Below are 19,009 nucleotides of genomic sequence, written 5' to 3'. Positions count from 1 at the left end.
TCACTCCACCCCATACCACCGCACCAGCCGCGGCGCGGCCCAATCGGTGACGACGGATTCGATCAGCCATCGTCCCGGCGAGGTCGCGGCGAAGGCGACGCGCTGGGTCTGGCCGGGCTCGATGGCGAGCGTGTCGAGCCAGTAGGGCTTCCAGCCGTCGTCGAGCCGGTCGAGCAGGCGGAAATGGTGGCCGTGCAGGTGGAAGACGTTGGTCGCAGGGCCGGAGTTCTTCACCGCCAGCACGACGGTCCGGCCGGTCTTGGCGCGGAAGGCAGGCGCCGAGGCAGTGGAGAAATTGGCCGTCCGGGCCCAGCCGGCGTCGGCGGGGCCGAGCGCGACATCGAACCGCAGGGCGCCCCTCAGATCGAGTTTTTCGGGAAGGTCGTTCGAAGGCAGCGGCTGCGGCGCGGGCAGCGGGGTGCGCCGCTCCAGTTTGCCGGAAACGGTGAGGCGCCCGATCGGGCGCGCCTCGTTGCCGTCGTGCAGCACCAACGCGGCCGATGTGGCCGCATCCACAAAGGCATCGGCGCGCGCGCCGGGGGCGAGCACCAGGGCGCCGTTGCGGGCCGGGAAGGGCTCGGCCGGCTGACCGTCCAACGCCATCACCTGGACCTCGTGGCTTTCCAATTTGATTGCCAGAACAGAGCGTTGCGAGCCGTTGATGAAGCGCAGCCGCAGCCGTTCGCCGGCCGAGGCTGAGAGTTCGAATGAAGTGCGTCCGTTCAGCGTGTAGAGCGGGGTCGTGTCCTTGGGATCCCGGCCCGGCGGAAGCGCGGTGCCGTCCGGCTTCACGCGCCATTCCTCGATCAGCAGGACCTCGTCGCGGTCGGTGGCGACGGGGCTCGTCTCCGCGGCGATGATCGGGAGCGGGCGTGCCGGCTGGTTCAGGCGGTCCTCAAAGAGACGGAAGTTGGCCAGCAAGGTTCCCGCGTTTGGTATTGAAATAATTGATGTTTCGGTCGAGCCCGGTGCAGTGGGTGCCCGTCCCGCCAACGGGTCCGGTACGGGGGTGCCATCGAGGCCGTACCAGGCTGGGGCAAGCGGCACAGGCAGATCGTTCCGAAACACCACCTCGCAGCGGTCGCCGCGCTTGAAACGCACATTCCCGATGTGGCTTGCGGCGGCCAGCTCCCAGATCGGTGTAGCCGGCTGACCCGGCCTCAGAGCCAGCGTGGCCGGCCTCGCCTGAAGCGCGACCTGGGCGGTCGGAATCGGGCCGGCACCGCCGGCCATCAGGCCGGCGGCCGAGGCCCCCAGGGAGGTGCCAATTCCGGCCAAAACCTCGCGCCGGTTCAGGTCAAAAATCCGCGGTGTCATAAGCGCGATCCGGACCATGCCGCGCTGGATAAGTCCAGCCATCGTGCCTACTTGGAGAGTGCCTCCAACAGGCCATTTTTTTGCTGCGAACAATCGGGCACATGCTATAAGCCCGGCCGCCCGCGGCATCGCGGCCGGTCTTGATGCAAATTTACGCGGGCGTGGCGGAACTGGTAGACGCGCTGGATTTAGGTTCCAGTGACGAAAGTTGTGGGGGTTCGAGTCCCTCCGCCCGCACCAAGCGCTTTCAGCGTTTGCACGGATTACTGAGGGGCCTCGCTCCGCGCGGACGTTTTTCCGCATGGAGCCGGGCTCGATGAACCACCGGTGTTGAGGCGTTTGCCTCGCGCCGGATCGATTAATGACAGCGTCCCGACGCGGGAAGCGTGCCGGGACCGAACGGGAAGAAGATTGAACGCCATGCAGGTCACAGAAACCCTCTCGGAAGGCTTGAAGCACGAGTTCAAGATCAGCGTTCCCGCGTCTGATCTCGACGCCAAGGCTGGTGCCAAGCTCGTCGACCTCAAGGACAAGGTTCGCCTCAACGGCTTCCGTCCCGGCAAGGTGCCGGTCGGCCACCTCAAGAAGGTCTATGGCCGTTCGGTGATGGCCGAGACCATCGACCAGACCATCCGCGACACCAACACCCAGCTGTTCTCCGAGCGCGGCTTCAAGCTCGCGACCGAGCCGAAGATCACCATGCCGACCGAGCAGGCCGAGGTCGAGGAGCTGCTGTCGGGCAAGTCCGACCTGACCTACACGGTCGCAATCGAAGTGGTGCCCGCGATCGCGCTCGCCGACTTCAAGACCTTCCAGGTCGAGAAGCCCGTCGCTGACGTGTCCGATTCGGACGTCGACGAGGCGATCAAGCGCATCGCCGACACCAACCGCGGCTATGCCGACAAGGGTGAGGGCGCCAAGGCCGCCTCCGGCGACCGCGTCACCATCAACTTCAAGGGCACCATCAACGGCGAGGCCTTCGAGGGCGGCACCGGCGAGGGCATCCAGGTCGCGATCGGATCCAACACCTTCATCCCGGGCTTCGAGGAGCAGCTGATCGGCATCGGCGCGAACGAGACGCGCACGCTGAAGGTGTCGTTCCCCAAGAACTACATGAGCGAGAAGCTGGCCGGCCAGCCGGCCGAGTTCGAGACCACCGCGACGCTGATCGAGGCGCCGCAGGATCTCACCATCGACGACGAGTTCGCCAAGACGCTCGGCCTGGAGTCGCTGGACAAGCTCAAGGAAGCCGCGCGCGAGCGGCTGGTTGCCGAATACGCCGGTGCGACGCGCCAGCGCGTCAAGCGCGCGCTGCTCGACCGTCTCGACGAGGCGCATCGCTTCGAGGCGCCGCCCTCGCTCGTCGACGAGGAGTTCAATCTGATGTGGAACTCGGTCAAGGCCGAGATGGATTCCGCCGGCAAGACCTTCGCCGACGAGGATACCACCGAGGACAAGGCCAAGGAGGAGTACCGCAAGATCGCCGACCGCCGCGTGCGTCTCGGTCTCGTGCTCTCCGAGATCGGCGAGAAGAACAAGATCACCGTGACGGACGACGAGGTCGGCCGTGCCGTGATCGAGCGTGCGCGCTCGATGCCGGGCCGCGAGAAGGAAGTCTGGGACTATTACCGCAGCAATGCCCAGGCGCTGGCCCAGCTTCGTGCACCGATCTACGAGGACAAGGTCGTCGACTTCATCCTCGAGCTCGCCAACGTGACCGAGAAGAAGGTTTCGCGCGAGGATCTGTACAAGGACGACGAGGAAAAGACTGCAGCCTGAAGGCGTTGAGACAGTCTTCTATTAAGGATGATCTGCGAAGGGACCCAGCTAGCCAGATGGCCGGCTGGGCCTTTTTGCGAGAATCAGCTTCAAGTGCCCGGTAGATTAAGCCTTAATTCGTTCCGCACTTGTCTCGCGCGAATTGGGCTATATCTGTCGGTGCACCCTGTACCCAAGCGTTCTACTTGCAAGCGTTCCTGTTCTACCAACTTCCTGCATCACGGGACGTCCATCGGCCTTCCGGCAAGAGTGGCGGCGTCCTCCGAAAACCTAGGTGACTCATGCGCGATCCGGTTGAAACCTACATGAACCTCGTGCCCATGGTGGTCGAGCAGACCAACCGTGGCGAGCGCGCCTACGACATTTTCTCGCGCCTGCTGAAAGAGCGCATCATCTTCGTGACCGGACCGGTCGAGGACGGCATGTCGACGCTGATCGTCGCGCAGCTCCTGTTCCTCGAAGCGGAAAATCCGAAGAAGGAAATCTCGATGTACATCAACTCGCCGGGTGGCGTGGTGACGTCGGGCCTTGCGATCTACGACACCATGCAGTTCATCCGCCCGCCGGTTTCGACGCTGTGCACGGGCCAGGCGGCTTCGATGGGCTCGCTGCTGCTCTGCGCCGGCGAGAAGGACATGCGCTTCTCGCTGCCGAACGCGCGCATCATGGTGCATCAGCCCTCCGGCGGCTTCCAGGGCCAGGCCACCGACATCATGCTGCACGCTCAGGAAATCCTGAACCTGAAGAAGCGGCTCAACGAGATCTACGTGAAGCACACCGGCCAGACCTACAAGACGATCGAAGACGCGCTGGAACGCGACAAGTTCCTGACCGCCAACGACGCCAAGGAGTTTGGTCTGGTCGACAAGGTCATCGACAAGCGCGCCGAAGAGGCCGCAGCAGCGAAGACCCCGTAGCACTCGCGGGACCGCAACAGCGATCCCCGGAGTGAGCGGGGATCGTCAGCACCGCGTTCACGTTAAGGACGCGTTGGCACGGGCGCAAAATCCAGTTTTGCGCCCTGCGGCAGGCAGAAAGTTCCGCTTTCGTGCTCGTTTTTTCGTGGTAATCCAGCAACGCTGGGGTGATTTCGGTCACTTCGCCCGTGCCAAGACGTGAAATCACGGTATTGTCACGGGTAGCCAGCGAGCCCCCGATTAGCGAATTCTTGATAGTCGGGTGACAGCATGGTTGGCTACGATTGATCGGCTATGATCGCGGAGAATCGAGTGACCGTGATTCGCACGGGATGTAACGCGTAGGGTCTTTTTTGGTACGGAATTTGCTCTATTTGAATCCCTTACCCGCCAACGTTTCGGGATGGGACGATCGAGCGGACGGGATCGAACCGCGGACGGAGACATGAATGAGTAAGGTCGGCACGAGCGACTCCAAGAACACGCTATATTGCTCGTTCTGCGGCAAGAGCCAGCACGAAGTCCGCAAACTGATCGCGGGTCCCACGGTCTTCATTTGCGACGAGTGCGTCGAGCTCTGCATGGACATCATCCGCGAGGAAAACAAATCCTCGCTGGTCAAGTCGCGCGACGGGATTCCGACGCCGAAGGAAATCTGCAAGGTTCTCGACGATTACGTCATCGGCCAGAGCCATGCGAAGAAGGTCCTGTCGGTCGCGGTGCACAACCACTACAAGCGCCTCAACCACCAGACCAAGCACAACGACGTCGAGCTCGCGAAGTCGAACATCCTGCTGATCGGTCCGACCGGTTCGGGCAAGACGCTGCTCGCGCAGACGCTCGCGCGCATCCTGGACGTGCCGTTCACGATGGCGGATGCGACGACGCTGACCGAAGCCGGCTATGTCGGTGAGGACGTCGAGAACATCATCCTGAAGCTGCTCCAGGCCGCCGACTACAATGTCGAGCGCGCCCAGCGCGGCATCGTCTACATCGACGAAATCGACAAGATCAGCCGCAAGTCCGACAATCCCTCGATCACGCGCGACGTGTCGGGTGAGGGCGTGCAGCAGGCGCTGCTGAAGATCATGGAAGGCACGGTGGCTTCGGTCCCGCCGCAGGGCGGCCGCAAGCATCCCCAGCAGGAATTCCTGCAGGTGGATACCACCAACATCCTGTTCATCTGCGGCGGTGCGTTCGCCGGCCTCGAGAAGATCATCTCGGCGCGCGGTCGGTCGACCTCGATCGGTTTCGCCGCCCAGGTGATGGCGCCGGAAGACCGCCGCACCGGCGAGATCTTCCGTCACGTCGAGCCTGAGGATCTCCTGAAGTACGGCCTCATCCCCGAGTTCGTCGGCCGTCTGCCGGTCGTGGCGACGCTCGAGGATCTGGACGAGACCTCGCTGAAGAAGATCCTGACCGAGCCGAAGAACGCGCTGGTGAAACAGTACCAGCGGCTGTTCGAGATGGAGAACATCGAGCTGACCTTCGCCGACGAGGCGCTTGGCGCGGTTGCCCGCAAGGCGATCGAGCGCAAGACCGGCGCGCGTGGTCTGCGTTCGATCCTCGAAGCGATCCTGCTCGAGACGATGTTCGACCTGCCGGGCCTGGAAGGTGTGGAAGAAGTCGTGATTTCCCGCGAAGTCGTGGAAGGTACGGCGCGTCCGCTCTACATCTACGCCGATCGGTCCGATCGTGCCGTCGAGAACGCCAGCGCCTGATTTTGCGGCGCTGGAACGCTCCTGTCGTCATTCATAGTAGCGGCTGCGGACATGTCCTCCGCAGCCGGCGTTGCGTCGCTTACCCAAGTGCGTAAGCGCCTGATGGCGCGTGTTTTTCAATGACTTGACACCCCCCGGGTCGATAGCCACCTAATGTCGGCGGCGAGCGAGAATTCTGTTCAAGATTCGCCTCAGTTCCGATCCGGCAAGCCCGGTCCAACCTTCAAATGGTAGGCTGGTTTTGTGGATCACCTCGGCACCTTGTGGCGGTTGCGCATGAGAGAAGCGGGCTGCGTGCGAGGGGGCAAAGCAAAAGGAAAAGGCCATGACTAATCCAAAACCCCGGCCAACCATCGTCCATGGTGAGACGCACGCTTATCCCGTGTTGCCGCTGCGCGATATCGTCGTCTTCCCGCACATGATCGTTCCGCTCTTCGTCGGTCGCGAGAAGTCGATCCGCGCGCTCGAAGAGGTGATGAAGAACGACGCGCTGATCATGCTCGCGACGCAGAAGAATGCGTCTGATGATGATCCGGCGCCCGATGCCATTTACGAGACCGGTACGCTCGCAAGCGTGCTGCAGCTCTTGAAGCTTCCCGACGGCACCGTGAAGGTGCTGGTCGAAGGGCTCGAGCGTGCGCGCGTGCAGAAGTACACCGATCGCGCCGACTATTACGAAGCCACTGCCGTGGCGCTCGCCGACACCGATGCGAAGTCGGTCGAGGCGGAAGCCTTGGCGCGTTCGGTCGTGTCCGACTTCGAGAGCTATGTGAAGCTCAACAAGAAGATCTCGGCAGAGGTCGTCGGTGTCGTGCAGGCGATCACCGACTTCGCCAAGCTCGCCGACACCGTTGCTTCTCATCTTGCTGTCAAGATCGCGGATCGCCAGGGCATCCTGGAGACGCTGTCCGTCACGACGCGCCTGGAGAAGGTGCTGGGCCTGATGGAGAGTGAAATCTCGGTGCTGCAGGTCGAGAAGCGGATTCGTTCTCGGGTCAAACGACAAATGGAGAAGACCCAGCGCGAGTATTATCTCAACGAGCAGATGAAGGCGATCCAGAAGGAACTCGGCGACGACGATGGTCGCGACGAGCTCGCCGATCTCGAAGAGAAGATCTCCAAGACCAAGCTCTCCAAGGAAGCGCGCGAGAAGGCGCAGCATGAATTGAAGAAGCTGCGCCAGATGTCGCCGATGTCCGCGGAAGCGACCGTCGTGCGCAACTATCTGGATTGGCTGCTGTCGATCCCGTGGAACAAGAAGTCCAAGGTGAAGAAGGATCTGGAATCGGCGCAGGCCATTCTGGACTCCGATCACTACGGGCTCGAGAAGGTCAAGGAACGTATCGTCGAGTATCTCGCGGTGCAGTCGCGCGCCAACAAGCTGACGGGGCCGATCCTGTGTCTCGTCGGACCTCCCGGCGTCGGCAAGACCTCGCTCGGCAAGTCGATCGCGAAGGCGACCGGCCGCGAGTTCGTGCGCGTGTCGCTCGGCGGCGTGCGTGACGAGGCCGAGATCCGCGGTCACCGCCGCACCTATATCGGCTCGATGCCCGGCAAGATCATCCAGTCGATGCGGAAGGCGAAGTCGTCCAATCCGCTGTTCCTGCTGGACGAGATCGACAAGATGGGCGCCGATTTCCGCGGCGATCCGTCCTCGGCCTTGCTCGAGGTCCTCGACCCTGAGCAGAACGGGACCTTCGCCGACCACTATCTGGAGGTCGACTACGATCTGTCGAACGTCATGTTCATCACGACCGCGAATACGCTCAATATTCCCGGCCCGCTGATGGACCGCATGGAGATCATCCGGATCGCGGGTTACACCGAGAACGAGAAGGTCGAGATCGCGCGCAAGCATCTGATCCCGACCGCGGTGTCCAAGCATGGCCTGGACTCCAAGGAGTTCTCGATCGACGACGACGCGCTGCTGCTTCTGATCCGCCGCTACACCCGCGAAGCGGGTGTGCGTAACCTGGAGCGTGAGCTCTCCACGCTCGCCCGCAAGGCGGTGAAGGAGCTGATGATCTCCAAGAAGAAGTCGGTCAAGGTCACCGAGAAGACTCTGGAAGAGTTGCTCGGCGTGCCGAAGTACCGCTTCGGCGAGATCGAGAGCGAGCCGCAGGTCGGTATCGTCACCGGCCTTGCCTGGACCGATGTCGGCGGCGAGCTGCTGACCATCGAAGGCGTCATGATGCCCGGCAAGGGCAAGATGACGGTCACGGGCAACCTGCGCGACGTCATGAAGGAATCGATCTCGGCGGCGGCGTCCTACGTCCGCTCCCGTGCGATCACCTACGGCATCGAGCCGCCGCTGTTCGACCGGCGCGACATCCACGTGCACGTGCCGGAAGGCGCGACGCCGAAGGACGGTCCGTCGGCGGGCGTGGCGATGGCCACCGCGATCATCTCGGTCATGACCGGCATTCCGGTCCGCCACGATGTCGCGATGACCGGCGAGATCACGCTGCGCGGCCGCGTGCTGCCGATCGGCGGTCTGAAGGAGAAGCTGTTGGCCGCGGCCCGCGGCGGCATCAAGACGGTGCTGATCCCCGAGGACAACGCCAAGGATCTCACGGAGATTTCCGATGCGATCAAGGGCGGCATGGAGATCATCCCGGTCTCCCGTCTCGACGACGTCATCGCCAAGGCACTGGTGAAGAAGCCCGTGCCGATCGTCTGGGAAGAGGACACCAAGGTGACGGTGAAGCCCGATGGCGACGAAGCCGCCGGCGGCCTGACCGCGCACTGAGATCGCAATTCGAAAAGATGATAAAACGGCGCCTTCGGGCGCCGTTTTTGTTTTGGGGCGCGCCGCGTTGGCAACCGTTGGGAACCGCTGTGGCTACAATTCAATTGAGCGGCTCGGATATCGACGGCGATCAACACTCTTGCACCGTCGCACAACTCATTGCCATGTTCCGGCTGATAGCCGGGTACCCTGAAGGGCGTGATCTGCTCTGGTATGCGGGCGATTTCGAGCCTGCCCTCGGACCCCTTGCGCCGTATGCGGGCCCCGTGGCTCTTCCAATCGGAAACACGTGTCGGGTGCTCGAACTGCTTGGGAGCCTTAGCTTCTACCAACTCGACTTCGGACTGTTTGCAGGATTTTCTCTCTCAAGCGATCCGGTTGTCTTGCACGAAGAAGTTTCCGCTGAGGGGGAGCCGGGACCGCGGATCGAAGGCTCCTTGATCGAGGTGATCGCGCACGACGATACGTTCATAGAGGTTACCACCAGCCGGGCTAGCATCCTCGACGATCTTCGAAATCGCTTCCCTGCGGCGAACGTCATAGGATAGCGGCGGCTAGCGGGGGGAGTGCGATGCAGGTCGACGGTCACTGTCATTGCGGGCAGATCACCTTCGAGGCCGAGGTCGACCCCGAGGCGGTCTCGGTTTGTCATTGCCGCGACTGCCAGACCCTGACGGGGTCGCCATTCCGGGTGACCGCGATCTGCACCGCCGCCGACGTCAGGCTCACCGCCGGCGCGCCGAAGGTCTACGGCAAGCGCGGCGACAACGGCCGGATGCGCTTCCAGCACTTCTGTGCCGATTGCGGTTCCCCGCTGTTCACCAGCGGCGAGGGCGACCAGGCCGACGATTGGGGCATCCGCTGGGGATCTATCCGCCAGCGCGACAAATTGCGGCCCGTCAGGCAGATCTGGTGCCAGTCGGCCGCGGTCTGGATCGATGCGGTGCCGCTGCTGCCGGGCCGGCCGGAAGATTGAGGGGCGGGCTTGCCAAGCCGTAGCTTGCCGCTCAAAGCCCGCCTTCGCCCGTTGGGCTTCGGCGCGGCAGCCTTCGCTCGCTTCGCGCCAATAAGGTCAATGGCTGGCTTGCCGAGCCGAAGCTCGCGAAGCGAGCGAAGGCTGGTGGGCGGTCACGGATTCGAACCGCGGACCCTCTCGGTGTAAACGAGATGCTCTAACCAGCTGAGCTAACCGCCCCACGGCGCCTCTTTAGCGCCCCCGTGGGTGTCGGAGCAAGAGGTCGCCGCATGCCAAACCGCGGTCATTTGACCGCTTGATGGGCCTCCGGCGTGGTATCACCCGCCTGCAAAAATGACAGAGGCCCCAATGGAACAGCCCAGCGGACACGAGCAAAACGCCGACCAGATTGCCTATTGGAACGGCCCGAGCGGCCAGCGCTGGGCCGACCGGCACTCAGCGCAGGAGAGCCTGCTCGGACCGATCGCCGATGTGCTGATCGACCGCGCGAAGCCGAAGCCGGGCGAACGCGTTCTCGATGTCGGCTGCGGTTCGGGGGCGACGACTTTTGCATTCGCGAAGGCTGTCGCGCCAAATGGCTTCGCGCTCGGCCTCGACGTCTCCGATCCGATGCTGTCGCAGGCCCGCACGTTTGCACCGAAGGGTTTGCCGCTGGATTTCGTGCTGGCGGATGCAACGGTGCATCCGTTCGAGCCGGCGAGCTTTGATCTGCTCGCCTCACGCTTTGGCGTGATGTTCTTTGCCGATCCGATTGCGTCCTTCACCAACCTCCACCGCGCGCTGAAACCGACAGGGCGGCTCGCCTTCGTCTGCTGGCGCGAGCCGAAGGAAAATCCGTGGATGATGGCGCCGCTGATGGCGGTCTACAAACACGTTCCCAAAATGCCGCCGGTCGGGCCGGAAGAGCCGGGCCCGTTCGCCTTCGCCTCGGAGGAACGCGTGACGCGCATCCTGAAAGGCGCCGGCTTCGTCGACGTGGCGATGGAGCCGCATAACCTTCCGATGGACATCGCCATCGGCGGTGGGCTCGATGCCGCCGTCGATGGCTCGCTCCAGATCGGCCCCGCCAGCCGCGCGCTGCAAGGCCATCCGCCGGAGACGTACGCGGCGGCGAAGGCCTCGATCCGCGAGACGCTTGCGCCGTTCCTGAAGGGGCAGAGCGTCGCACTTCCGGGTGCGATCTGGATCGTGACGGCGAAGGCAGAGTAGGCGTCGCCACACACTCGGTGTCGTCCCGGCGAACGCCGGGACCCATAACCACAGGGAGTGGTTGTGGCGCGAGCTGACAACTCCGAGTCTTCGTAAAACCGCTTCCTGTGGTTCTCGCGACGAGCGCAAGCGCTCGCGCGGGGGTCCCGGATCTGCGCTTCGCTTGTCCGGGACGACAGCGGAGTTTGGCGCCCGACGCAGACCCTACACCACATCGTCCGGCGCAAGCGCGCAGCCATTGTCCGGATGCGTCTCGACCTGGAGCGTGGTGTGGCCAATGCGGAAGCTGGTCTTCAGCAACTGAGCGGTCTCCATCAGGAATGCATCGACGGTGCCCGCGGGCATCACGAGGTGGCAGGTCAGCGCGGTCTCGGTGGTCGAGATCGGCCAGACGTGGAGATCGTGGATCGCCGAGACACCGGGGCGCGCGAGGAGGAAGTCCTTGATGGCGACGAGGTCGGTGCCCTTCGGCGCCGCCGCCATCGACATGTCGATGGAGCCGCGCAGCAGGCTGGTCGTGCCCCACAGGATGCTGGCGCAGATGACGAGGCTGGTGACGGGGTCGAGCCAGAGCCAGCCGGTCCAGATGATCAGCGCCGCCGAGATCACGACGCCGAGCGAGACCGCGGCGTCGGCGGCCATGTGCAGGTACGCGCCTTCGATGTTGATGTCGTCCTTGCGGCCGCTGGCGAACAGCAACGCGGTGAAGCCGTTGATGAGGATGCCAATGCCGGCGACCACCATCACGGTGACGCCCGCGACCGGCGCGGGCTCGCGCAGCCGCAGGATCGCTTCCCAGCCGATCGCGCCGGTGGCGACCAGCAGGAACACGGCGTTCGCCAGCGCCGCCAGAATGGTGGAGGCGCGGAAGCCATAGGTGAAGCGGCCGCTCGGCGCGCGCCGCGCCGCGATCGAGGCGCCCCAGGCCACGACGAGGCCGAGCACGTCGGACAGATTGTGGCCGGCGTCCGCAAGCAGGGCGGTGGAGTTGCCGAGATAGCCGTAAATGGCCTCGGCCACGACCAGCGCTGTGTTGAGCGTGATGCCGATCGCGAACGCCTTGCCGAAATTGGCGGGCGCATGGACATGCGCATGGCCAAGACCATGATCATGGCTGTGGTCGTGACCATGATCATGCGAATGGCCGGCATGATCGTGGTGGTGATGACCGTGATGGTCGTGGCTGCCCAAACCTAGCGCTCCCGGGAAATCGCCAAATCAGGCGCCATTGTAGGCGTTTCGCCCGTCGCGTCACGCCGGAACAGTACGTAGAGCGCCGGCAGCACGAGCAGCGTCAACACCGTCGAGGAGATGATGCCGCCGATCACGACGGTCGCGAGCGGCCGCTGCACTTCGGCGCCGGCGCCGGTCGCGAGCGCCATCGGCACGAAGCCGAGCGAGGCGACCAGCGCGGTCATCAGCACCGGACGCAGCCGCGTCAGCGCGCCCTCGCGCACGGCCTCGGCGATCGGGCGCCCCTCGCTGCGGAGGCGCTCGATGAAGGCGATGATGACGAGGCCGTTGAGCACGGCGACGCCCGACAGTGCGATGAAGCCGACGCCGGCACTGATCGAGAGCGGGATTCCGCGCAGCAGCAGCGCGGCGACACCGCCGGTGAGTGCCAGCGGCACGCCGGAGAACACCAGCGCCGCGTCCGCCGCCGATCCCATGCCCATGAACAGCAGCAGGAACACCAGCGCGAGCGCCACCGGCACCACGATGGTCAGCCGCTTGGTCGCAGAGACCAGCTGCTCGAACTGGCCACCCCAGCCGATCCAGTAGCCCGGCGGCAGCTTGACCTTCTCCGCGACGGCGGCTTGTGCCTCGGCGACGAAGGAGCCGAGGTCGCGCGCGCGGACATTGGCGGTGACGACGATGCGCCGCTTGCCGTTCTCGCGGCTGATCTGATTGGGGCCGGGCGTCGCATCGACGGTGGCAACCGACGAAAGCGGCACGTAGCGCATCTGGGCGAGGGGAGAAGCGGACAGCGCGGTTCGAATGGCGGTGCTGGATGGGGCTTCCTCGCTCGGCGGCAGCGGGATCGGAATCGCCCTGATCGCATCGAGATTGCCGCGCAGGTGCTCCGGCAGGCGCACCACGATCTCGAAGCGCCGGTCGCCCTCGAACAGTTTTCCTGCCGATTTGCCACCGACCGCGATCTCGACGTTGCCCTGCACCTCGCCGACGCTGAGGCCATAGCGGGCCAGCGCCTGACGGTCGAGCCGAACGGTGAGGATCGGCAGGCCGGAGACCTGCTCGATCTTGACGTCGCTGGCGCCGCGAATGCCGCGGATCGCGGCCTCCACCTGTTTGGCAGCGCCCTGCAGGATGTCGAGGTCGTCACCAAACACCTTGATGCCGACATCGCTGCGCACGCCCGAGATCAGCTCGTTGACGCGGAGCTGAACGGGCTGGGAGATTTCATAGGCGCTGCCGGGAATGTCGTCGGCAGCCTTGTCGATAGCCTCGACCACCTCGGATTTCGGCTTGAGCGGATCCGGCCATTCGGCGCGCGGCTTGAGCATGATGTAGCCATCGGTCTGCGCCGGCGACATCGGGTCGGTCGCGACCTCCGCCGTTCCGATGCGGGTGAAGAACTCCTTCACTTCAGGAACCTGCGTGACGCGCTTTTCCAGCGCCTTTTGCAGGTCCAGCGACTGCGTCAGGCTGGTGCCGGGAATCCGGATCGAGGCCAGTGCGACATCGCCTTCGTCCAGGCTCGGGATGAACTCGCCGCCCATGCGCGAGGCGGCGACGCCACTTGCGACGACGATCACGGCGGCCATGACGGCAACCGCGACGCGATTGTCGATGGCGAGGCGGAGCAGGGGGAGATAGGCCCGTTTGGCCATCCGCATGAATATGTTCTCATGCTCGGACACTTTTCCGGTCACGAAGATCGCCACGGCCGCCGGCACGAAGGTGATGGAGAACAGCGCGGCGGCGCCCAGCGCCATCAGCACGGTCAGCGCCATCGGCGTGAACATCTTGCCCTCGACGCCGGTCAGCGTCAGGACGGGCAGATAGACCACGGCGATGATCAGCGTTCCGAACAGGCTCGGCTTGATGACCTCGCTCGATCCGCGCAGGATCGTGCGCAGCCGTTCGGAGGTGGAGAGCAGCCCGCCTTTCTCGCGTTGCGCCTCGGCAAGCATGCGCAGGCAATTCTCGACAATGATCACGGCGCCGTCGACGATGATGCCGAAGTCGATCGCGCCAAGGCTCATCAAATTGGCACTCACCCTGGTCTCGACCATGCCGGTGACCGTCATGGCCATGGAGAGCGGAATGACGCAGGCCACCACGAGCGCGGCGCGGATGTTGCCGAGGATCAGGAACAGCACGGCCACGACCAGCGCGGCGCCTTCGAGAAGATTGTTCTCGACCGTGCGGATGGTTGCTTCGACCAGATGCGTCCGGTCGTAGACGGTGCGCGTGACCACGCCCTCGGGCAGTGATTTGGCGATGTCCGCAAGACGGGCGGCGACGCCGGTCGCCACCGCGCGGCTGTTCTCGCCGATCAGCAGCATGGCGGTGCCGAGCACGGTCTCCTCGCCGTCACGCGTTGCCGCGCCCGTGCGCAGGTCGCGGCCTTCGGTCACGACAGCAACGTCCCTGATCCTGACCGGGTTGCCACCGCGCGAGCCGATGACGATGTCCCGGATTTCACTGATATTGCCGACCTGGCCCGGGGAGCGAACCAGATATTGCTCGCCGTTGCGCTCGATATAGCCGGCGCCGACATTGGCATTGTTGGCCGCGAGCGCCGTCATGACGTCGCGGAAGCCGAGACGGTAGGCCATCAGCTTGCCGGGGTCCGGCAGCACGTGAAACTGATGCTCGAAGCCGCCGATGGTGTTGACCTCGATGACCCCCGGCACGTTGCGAAGCTGCGGCCGGATGATCCAGTCCTGCACGGTGCGCAAATCCGTCAGCGAATAGTCGTGGCCGCCTTGGGTCTTCGCGCCGGCCTTCGCCTCGACAGTGTACATGAAGATCTCGCCGAGCCCGGTCGAGACCGGGCCCATCGCGACCTCGACGCCGGCCGGGAGCTGGTCCTTCACCTGCTGGATGCGCTCGCCGACCAGCTGACGGGCAAAATAGATGTCGGTGCCGTCCTTGAAGACCACCGTCACCTGGCTGAGGCCGTAGCGCGACAGCGAGCGCGTATAGTCGAGCTTGGGCAGGCCGCCCATCGCGGTCTCGACCGGGAAGGTGATGCGCTGCTCGGTCTCCAGCGGCGAATAGCCGGGCGCGCGGGTGTTGATCTGGACCTGGACGTTGGTGATATCCGGCACGGCATCGATCGGAAGCCGCTGGAAATTCCAGGCGCCGAAGGCTGTGGCCGCGAGTGCGAGCAGGAGCACGAGCCAGCGATGCTTCAGCGAAACGGCGATCAGTCGCTCAATCATGTTCGGCCTCGCCCTTGCCCATCTCGGCCTTCACGACAAAACTGTTTTCGGCGACGTAGTGCTCGCCGGCTGTGAGGCCGGCCTTGATCTCGATGAATTGCGGATCGGAATCCCCAAGCTCGACCGGGCGCGCCTCGATCTTGTCGCTGTCCTCGCGGACGAACACGATGGTCCTGTTTTCCAATGTCTGGATCGCGCTGCGGCGCACGGCCACCGCGACATTGCGGGCGGCGAGGATCAGCCGCGCGGTGACGAACAGTCCAGGTCGCAAGCGTCCGTCGGGATTTTGCAGCACCACGCGCGCGAGCGCGGTCTGGGTCTCGCTCGAGCCCACGGGTGCGATGTAGGAGATCGTGCCCCTGATCTCGCCGCGGCCGTCGTCGGGGTCGATCAGCACCTCATCCTTGAGGCGGACACGCTTGAGGTCCTGCCGGTAGATCGAGAGATCGACCCAGATGGTCGAGAGGTCGGCGACGACGAAGGCCGGCTTCTGCTCGGAGGCGTATTCGCCGAGCGAGATCTGCCGTTCGATGATGGTGCCGGCGATCGGTGCCTTCAGCTCGTAGACGGTGAGGCTCTGGTTGCTCTCGATGGTGGCGAGCAAATCGTCCTTGCCGACCTTGTCGCCGATGCGTTTCTGGATCGATTTTGCGAGGCCCGGAAAGCGCGGCGTGACTTGCACGACGGCCTCCTGATTGGCGCGCAGGATGCCGTTGAAGGAAAGCGTATCGGTCAACGTGGCGCTCGCGGCTTCCGCGAGCGTCACGCCGGCTGCGGCGAGCTTGACGTCGGAGATACGGATGCGGTCGGCGCCATGCTCGTCCTGCTCGACATGGTCGCTCGGCTTCTTCTGTTCGGAATGCTCGGCATGGTCGGTGTGCGCGACCTTGGACGGTCCGAGCCGCGAATAGCCGTAGGCGCCGAGCGCGGCGGCAAGGATGGCGATGAGGATGGTGGACGACGTCTTCATCGTGCGCTCTCCCGGGCCAGCGCAAAGGGATTGCCGACGAGGCCTTCGATGGTCGCAACGCCGGCATGGAAGTTCTGCAGCGCCTCCTGTTCGCGCAAGCGCGCCTGGGCGACGCTGGCCTGGGCGTCGAGCACTTCGAGCAGGCTGAAGCGGCCCTGGCCGTAGCCTTGCGAGATCGCCTCAGATGCTTCAGTCGCCTTCGGGATCGCGGTTTCGCGCAGCACCGCGAGCTCGCGCAGCGAGCCCTGCAGCGAGTCGTAAGCGCGGCCCGCGATAACGATCAGCGTGTTGCGGTTGGCCTCGCGCTCGGCCCGGGTCTTGGCGAGGCTCTCCTGCGCCGAGAGGATGTTGCCCTGGTTCTGGTCGAACACGGGGATCGGCACCGAGACGGAGAGGCGCACGGCATCGTCATTGGTCTCGTTGAAATGGCGCCAGCCGGCCGCGATCCGCACGTCAGGGTAGGGTCTCAGCCGCGCCATCAACAGCTCGGCGTTTCGTTGCGCATAGACCGCGGTCCAGCGCACCAGCTGCGGATTGGCATCGATCGCGGCGACGACCGACTGGAACGTCGGCGGCTTGCCCATGGTGTCGAGCCGGCCGGAGACCTCGCCGAATTTTGCAGCGGGATCGCCCATCAGCACCGCCAGCTCGCGCCGGGCGCTTGCCAGCGTCGCCTTGAAGCGCTCGCGGTCGGCCTTGACCAGGGCGGAGGCGACCTCGGCACGGCCGGTCTCGGCCGGCGAGGAGGCGCCGGCCTCGACGCGGCGGCGCAACAGCGGCGTGAGCTTGTCGATGGCTGCAATCTGCTCGTCCAGGATCTGGATGCGCCGTTGCGCGCCGAGCACGCCGAGGAAGGCAATCGCCGTCTCCGACAGCACCTCCAGCCTGATCGCCTTGCGCTGGATCGCCGCGACCTCGATGCCGGCCGCGCCGGCCGCGATCCGCGCGTCGCGCTTGCCGAAGAGCTCGAAGGCCTGGCTGATCTGGAGCGTGGTCTCGGCCGATTTGGTGCCGCGATAGATGCCGGAGCCGAACGAATTGTCCTGCTCATAGGACAGTTCCGGATTGAGCAGGGCACCGGCCTGGATGCGCTGGCCCGTGGCGATGCCGACATCGCGCTCCGCCGCCGTCAGGCGCGGGCTCGCGGCTAGCGCACGCGACAGCGCGGCGCGCATCGTCAGCGTCTGGGCGTGGGCGTGCTGGGTCAGCCAGGGGCTGACCAAAATCGCCATCGCGCACGCAAGGCGCGCGGCAGTTCGTCTGCAAGACATGAAGGTGACCTGTGAACAAAAGCATCGTGGGCGCATGCAGCGCCCGGCTGATCAGTTCAGGTCAGATGTTTGGGGGGCGGGGAGTCCGTGTCCGGCGCGATACCCACGAGCGCGGGCGCGCGCTGCAGAGCCGGCGTGGCAACCATGTCGGTCGCGGTTTCGGACTGCGCGGTCTGCATGACGGCCACCGAGAAGCAGCCGTGGCAGTGATGACCACCGATGGCCTTGTGATCGCCATGACCGGCTGGGCCGTCATCGAGGATCGAGGCGATCTCCGAACCGCCGGCCGGGCTCGTCACATCGATGTCGTGCGCGCCATGCAGCGCGCCCGACAGCAGGTACATCACCGCAACGAGCACAGCCACGAGCCCGCGCCAGTGGCGCAAGGAGTAAAAGCTGTGGGGGCGGCGGATCGTGGTCACTGCGACACTCAGGTTCCTGATCCGCTTCGGGTAGCACGGAGCCGGGAACAGTGTCGACCCGCAACATTGTTACGTGTGGGGAACTCGATGTCGCACGAGCCTAGACGAAAAGGCCTCAGCCCGCGACTGACGGGCTGAGGCCTCTTGTGCTCACAATCTCATCCTTTGGGACTTGCGGCGACAATCCGCGTCCCAGCGGTTCGTTCCGTAGCCCGGTGCAAAATTAGGAACGTTCTCCCGTCCCCCTCATTAGCGCCTCGGAGCATTTGAGGAGGATGGGACTATGGACGGACTGATCTATCTGATCGGCTTGATCGTCGTGATCATGGCGATCCTGTCGTTCTTTGGCCTGCGCTGAGAGAGCTGCTATGGCGATCGAAACTCTCGTGCGGGAAGACGTGATGGAGGGCGGCCTCGTCGCCGCCGAGGAAAGCCGGAGCATCCAGTGGAGCTCCGTCATCGCCGGCGCTTTCGCGTCTGGCGCGATGTCGTTCATCCTGGTCAGCTTTGGCGTCGCGATCGGGCTTGGTGTCAGTTCGGCTTCGCCGACGTGGCGCGATGCCTCGGCGGCGCTGGCATTGCTGTCGGGACTCTACCTGATCATCCAGGCGATCATCAGCTTTGGCTTCGGCGGCTACATCGCCGGCCGGACGGCACGGCCAGCCCCTGGTCTGGCAACGATCGAAGATGACGGTGAGCGGCGCGACGGGCTTCATGGGCTGGCATCCTGGGCGATGGCCGTGCTGTTCGGCGCGACGCTGCTGGCGATCATCGGGGCGGCGGCGCTCGAACGCTCGCCGGTGCGCAGCGCGAGCGGCAATGCATCATCCGCCGAGCCGCTGCTCAGCTACGAGCTCGACAAGCTGTTCCGCGCACCGCGGCGGCCTCCCGCCGACATGCGGGAAGCCCGCGCGGAGGCTGGGCGCATCCTGATGACGTCGTCGAGCCATAGTGGCGTCGTGCTCGATGATCGCAACTATCTGGCGCAGCAGGTCACGGCGCTGACGGGACTATCTGCGGCGGACGCCGAGAAGCGGGTGGATGCATCGATCGTGGACGCGCATACGGCGATCAACCGCGCCCGGCGCAATTCGGTGATCGTCGCCTTCTCGATTGCGGCGGCGGCCCTGATCGGTGCCGCGGTCGCCTGGGCTGCAGCCGTTGCCGGCGGGCGGCACCGCGACGGCGAGCCGTTGCCCAACTGGATGGCGAGCTCGAACCGTTTCCACCGCGGCCGGCGTGCGATGCCGGTGCCGTAGAGGAGAA

14 protein-coding genes and 2 tRNA genes are annotated in these 19,009 nt (G+C 64.7%); 9 read left to right on the top strand and 7 right to left on the bottom strand.

Annotation, left to right across the window (positions count from 1 at the left end; translation table 11 throughout):
- Entirely contained in the window at positions 1-1,317 is a 1,317-nt protein-coding gene (locus NLM31_RS25020) for a multicopper oxidase family protein (protein ID WP_254196259.1), read from the bottom strand.
- A gap of 155 nt (positions 1,318-1,472) precedes the next feature.
- Between NLM31_RS25020 and NLM31_RS25015 the strand changes: the two genes are divergently transcribed.
- From NLM31_RS25015 to NLM31_RS24985, 7 genes are all read left to right on the top strand, one after another.
- Positions 1,473-1,557 (top strand) — tRNA-Leu (locus NLM31_RS25015).
- A gap of 180 nt (positions 1,558-1,737) precedes the next feature.
- Positions 1,738-3,096, top strand: a complete 1,359-nt coding sequence (gene tig / locus NLM31_RS25010) for a trigger factor (RefSeq protein ID WP_254131891.1) — start codon at positions 1,738-1,740, stop codon at positions 3,094-3,096.
- A 281-nt stretch (positions 3,097-3,377) separates the two neighbouring features.
- The gene (locus NLM31_RS25005) at positions 3,378-4,013 is read left to right on the top strand and encodes an ATP-dependent Clp protease proteolytic subunit (RefSeq protein WP_254120080.1); all 636 of its coding nucleotides are present in this window, start codon (positions 3,378-3,380) and stop codon (positions 4,011-4,013) included.
- Between the two features lie 449 nt (positions 4,014-4,462).
- On the top strand, positions 4,463-5,734 hold the full coding sequence (gene clpX / locus NLM31_RS25000) for an ATP-dependent Clp protease ATP-binding subunit ClpX (protein WP_018320118.1): 1,272 nt from the start codon (positions 4,463-4,465) through the stop codon (positions 5,732-5,734).
- 325 nt (positions 5,735-6,059) lie between these two features.
- The gene (lon, locus tag NLM31_RS24995) at positions 6,060-8,483 is read left to right on the top strand and encodes an endopeptidase La (RefSeq protein ID WP_254131890.1); all 2,424 of its coding nucleotides are present in this window, start codon (positions 6,060-6,062) and stop codon (positions 8,481-8,483) included.
- A gap of 89 nt (positions 8,484-8,572) precedes the next feature.
- Entirely contained in the window at positions 8,573-9,031 is a 459-nt protein-coding gene (locus NLM31_RS24990) for a hypothetical protein (RefSeq protein ID WP_254194001.1), read from the top strand.
- 23 nt (positions 9,032-9,054) lie between these two features.
- Positions 9,055-9,459 (top strand): GFA family protein, encoded by a 405-nt coding sequence (locus NLM31_RS24985; RefSeq protein ID WP_254194000.1) that lies wholly within the window; start codon positions 9,055-9,057, stop codon positions 9,457-9,459.
- A 142-nt stretch (positions 9,460-9,601) separates the two neighbouring features.
- Here the strand turns inward: NLM31_RS24985 and NLM31_RS24980 are convergent.
- Positions 9,602-9,678, bottom strand: a tRNA-Val gene (locus NLM31_RS24980).
- Between the two features lie 129 nt (positions 9,679-9,807).
- Here NLM31_RS24980 and NLM31_RS24975 point away from each other — a divergent pair.
- Positions 9,808-10,668 (top strand): class I SAM-dependent methyltransferase, encoded by an 861-nt coding sequence (locus NLM31_RS24975; protein ID WP_254193999.1) that lies wholly within the window; start codon positions 9,808-9,810, stop codon positions 10,666-10,668.
- 204 nt (positions 10,669-10,872) lie between these two features.
- Here the strand turns inward: NLM31_RS24975 and NLM31_RS24970 are convergent, their stop codons facing one another.
- Genes NLM31_RS24970 through NLM31_RS24950 form a run of 5 tightly spaced genes read right to left on the bottom strand, consistent with a single transcriptional unit; the run spans position 10,873 to position 17,743 of the window.
- Positions 10,873-11,859: a cation diffusion facilitator family transporter gene (locus NLM31_RS24970; RefSeq protein WP_254193998.1), complete on the bottom strand. Its 987-nt coding sequence runs from the start codon at positions 11,857-11,859 to the stop codon at positions 10,873-10,875.
- A 2-nt stretch (positions 11,860-11,861) separates the two neighbouring features.
- Complete coding sequence (locus NLM31_RS24965; RefSeq protein WP_254193997.1) at positions 11,862-15,080, bottom strand: efflux RND transporter permease subunit; 3,219 nt, start codon at positions 15,078-15,080, stop codon at positions 11,862-11,864.
- The gene (gene ihpB, locus NLM31_RS24960) at positions 15,073-16,050 is read right to left on the bottom strand and encodes a divalent metal ion exporter adaptor subunit IhpB (RefSeq protein WP_254193996.1); all 978 of its coding nucleotides are present in this window, start codon (positions 16,048-16,050) and stop codon (positions 15,073-15,075) included. Before ihpB ends, NLM31_RS24965 begins: the two co-directional genes overlap by 8 nt.
- On the bottom strand, positions 16,047-17,321 hold the full coding sequence (gene ihpA, locus NLM31_RS24955; protein WP_254193995.1) for a divalent metal ion exporter subunit IhpA: 1,275 nt from the start codon (positions 17,319-17,321) through the stop codon (positions 16,047-16,049). Before ihpA ends, ihpB begins: the two co-directional genes overlap by 4 nt.
- 56 nt (positions 17,322-17,377) lie before the next feature.
- On the bottom strand, positions 17,378-17,743 hold the full coding sequence (locus NLM31_RS24950) for a hypothetical protein (RefSeq protein ID WP_375167497.1): 366 nt from the start codon (positions 17,741-17,743) through the stop codon (positions 17,378-17,380).
- Positions 17,744-18,111: 368 nt separating this feature from the next.
- Here NLM31_RS24950 and NLM31_RS24945 point away from each other — a divergent pair, with 368 nt between their 5' ends.
- Positions 18,112-19,002: a hypothetical protein gene (locus tag NLM31_RS24945; RefSeq protein WP_254193994.1), complete on the top strand. Its 891-nt coding sequence runs from the start codon at positions 18,112-18,114 to the stop codon at positions 19,000-19,002.
- Positions 19,003-19,009: the final 7 nt, after the last annotated feature.

Origin of the sequence: Bradyrhizobium sp. CCGUVB4N, assembly GCF_024199945.1 — a bacterium.
Classification (GTDB): domain Bacteria; phylum Pseudomonadota; class Alphaproteobacteria; order Rhizobiales; family Xanthobacteraceae; genus Bradyrhizobium.
Note: the sequence above shows the minus strand (reverse complement) of the source record. Positions and strands in the feature narration are given on the sequence as shown.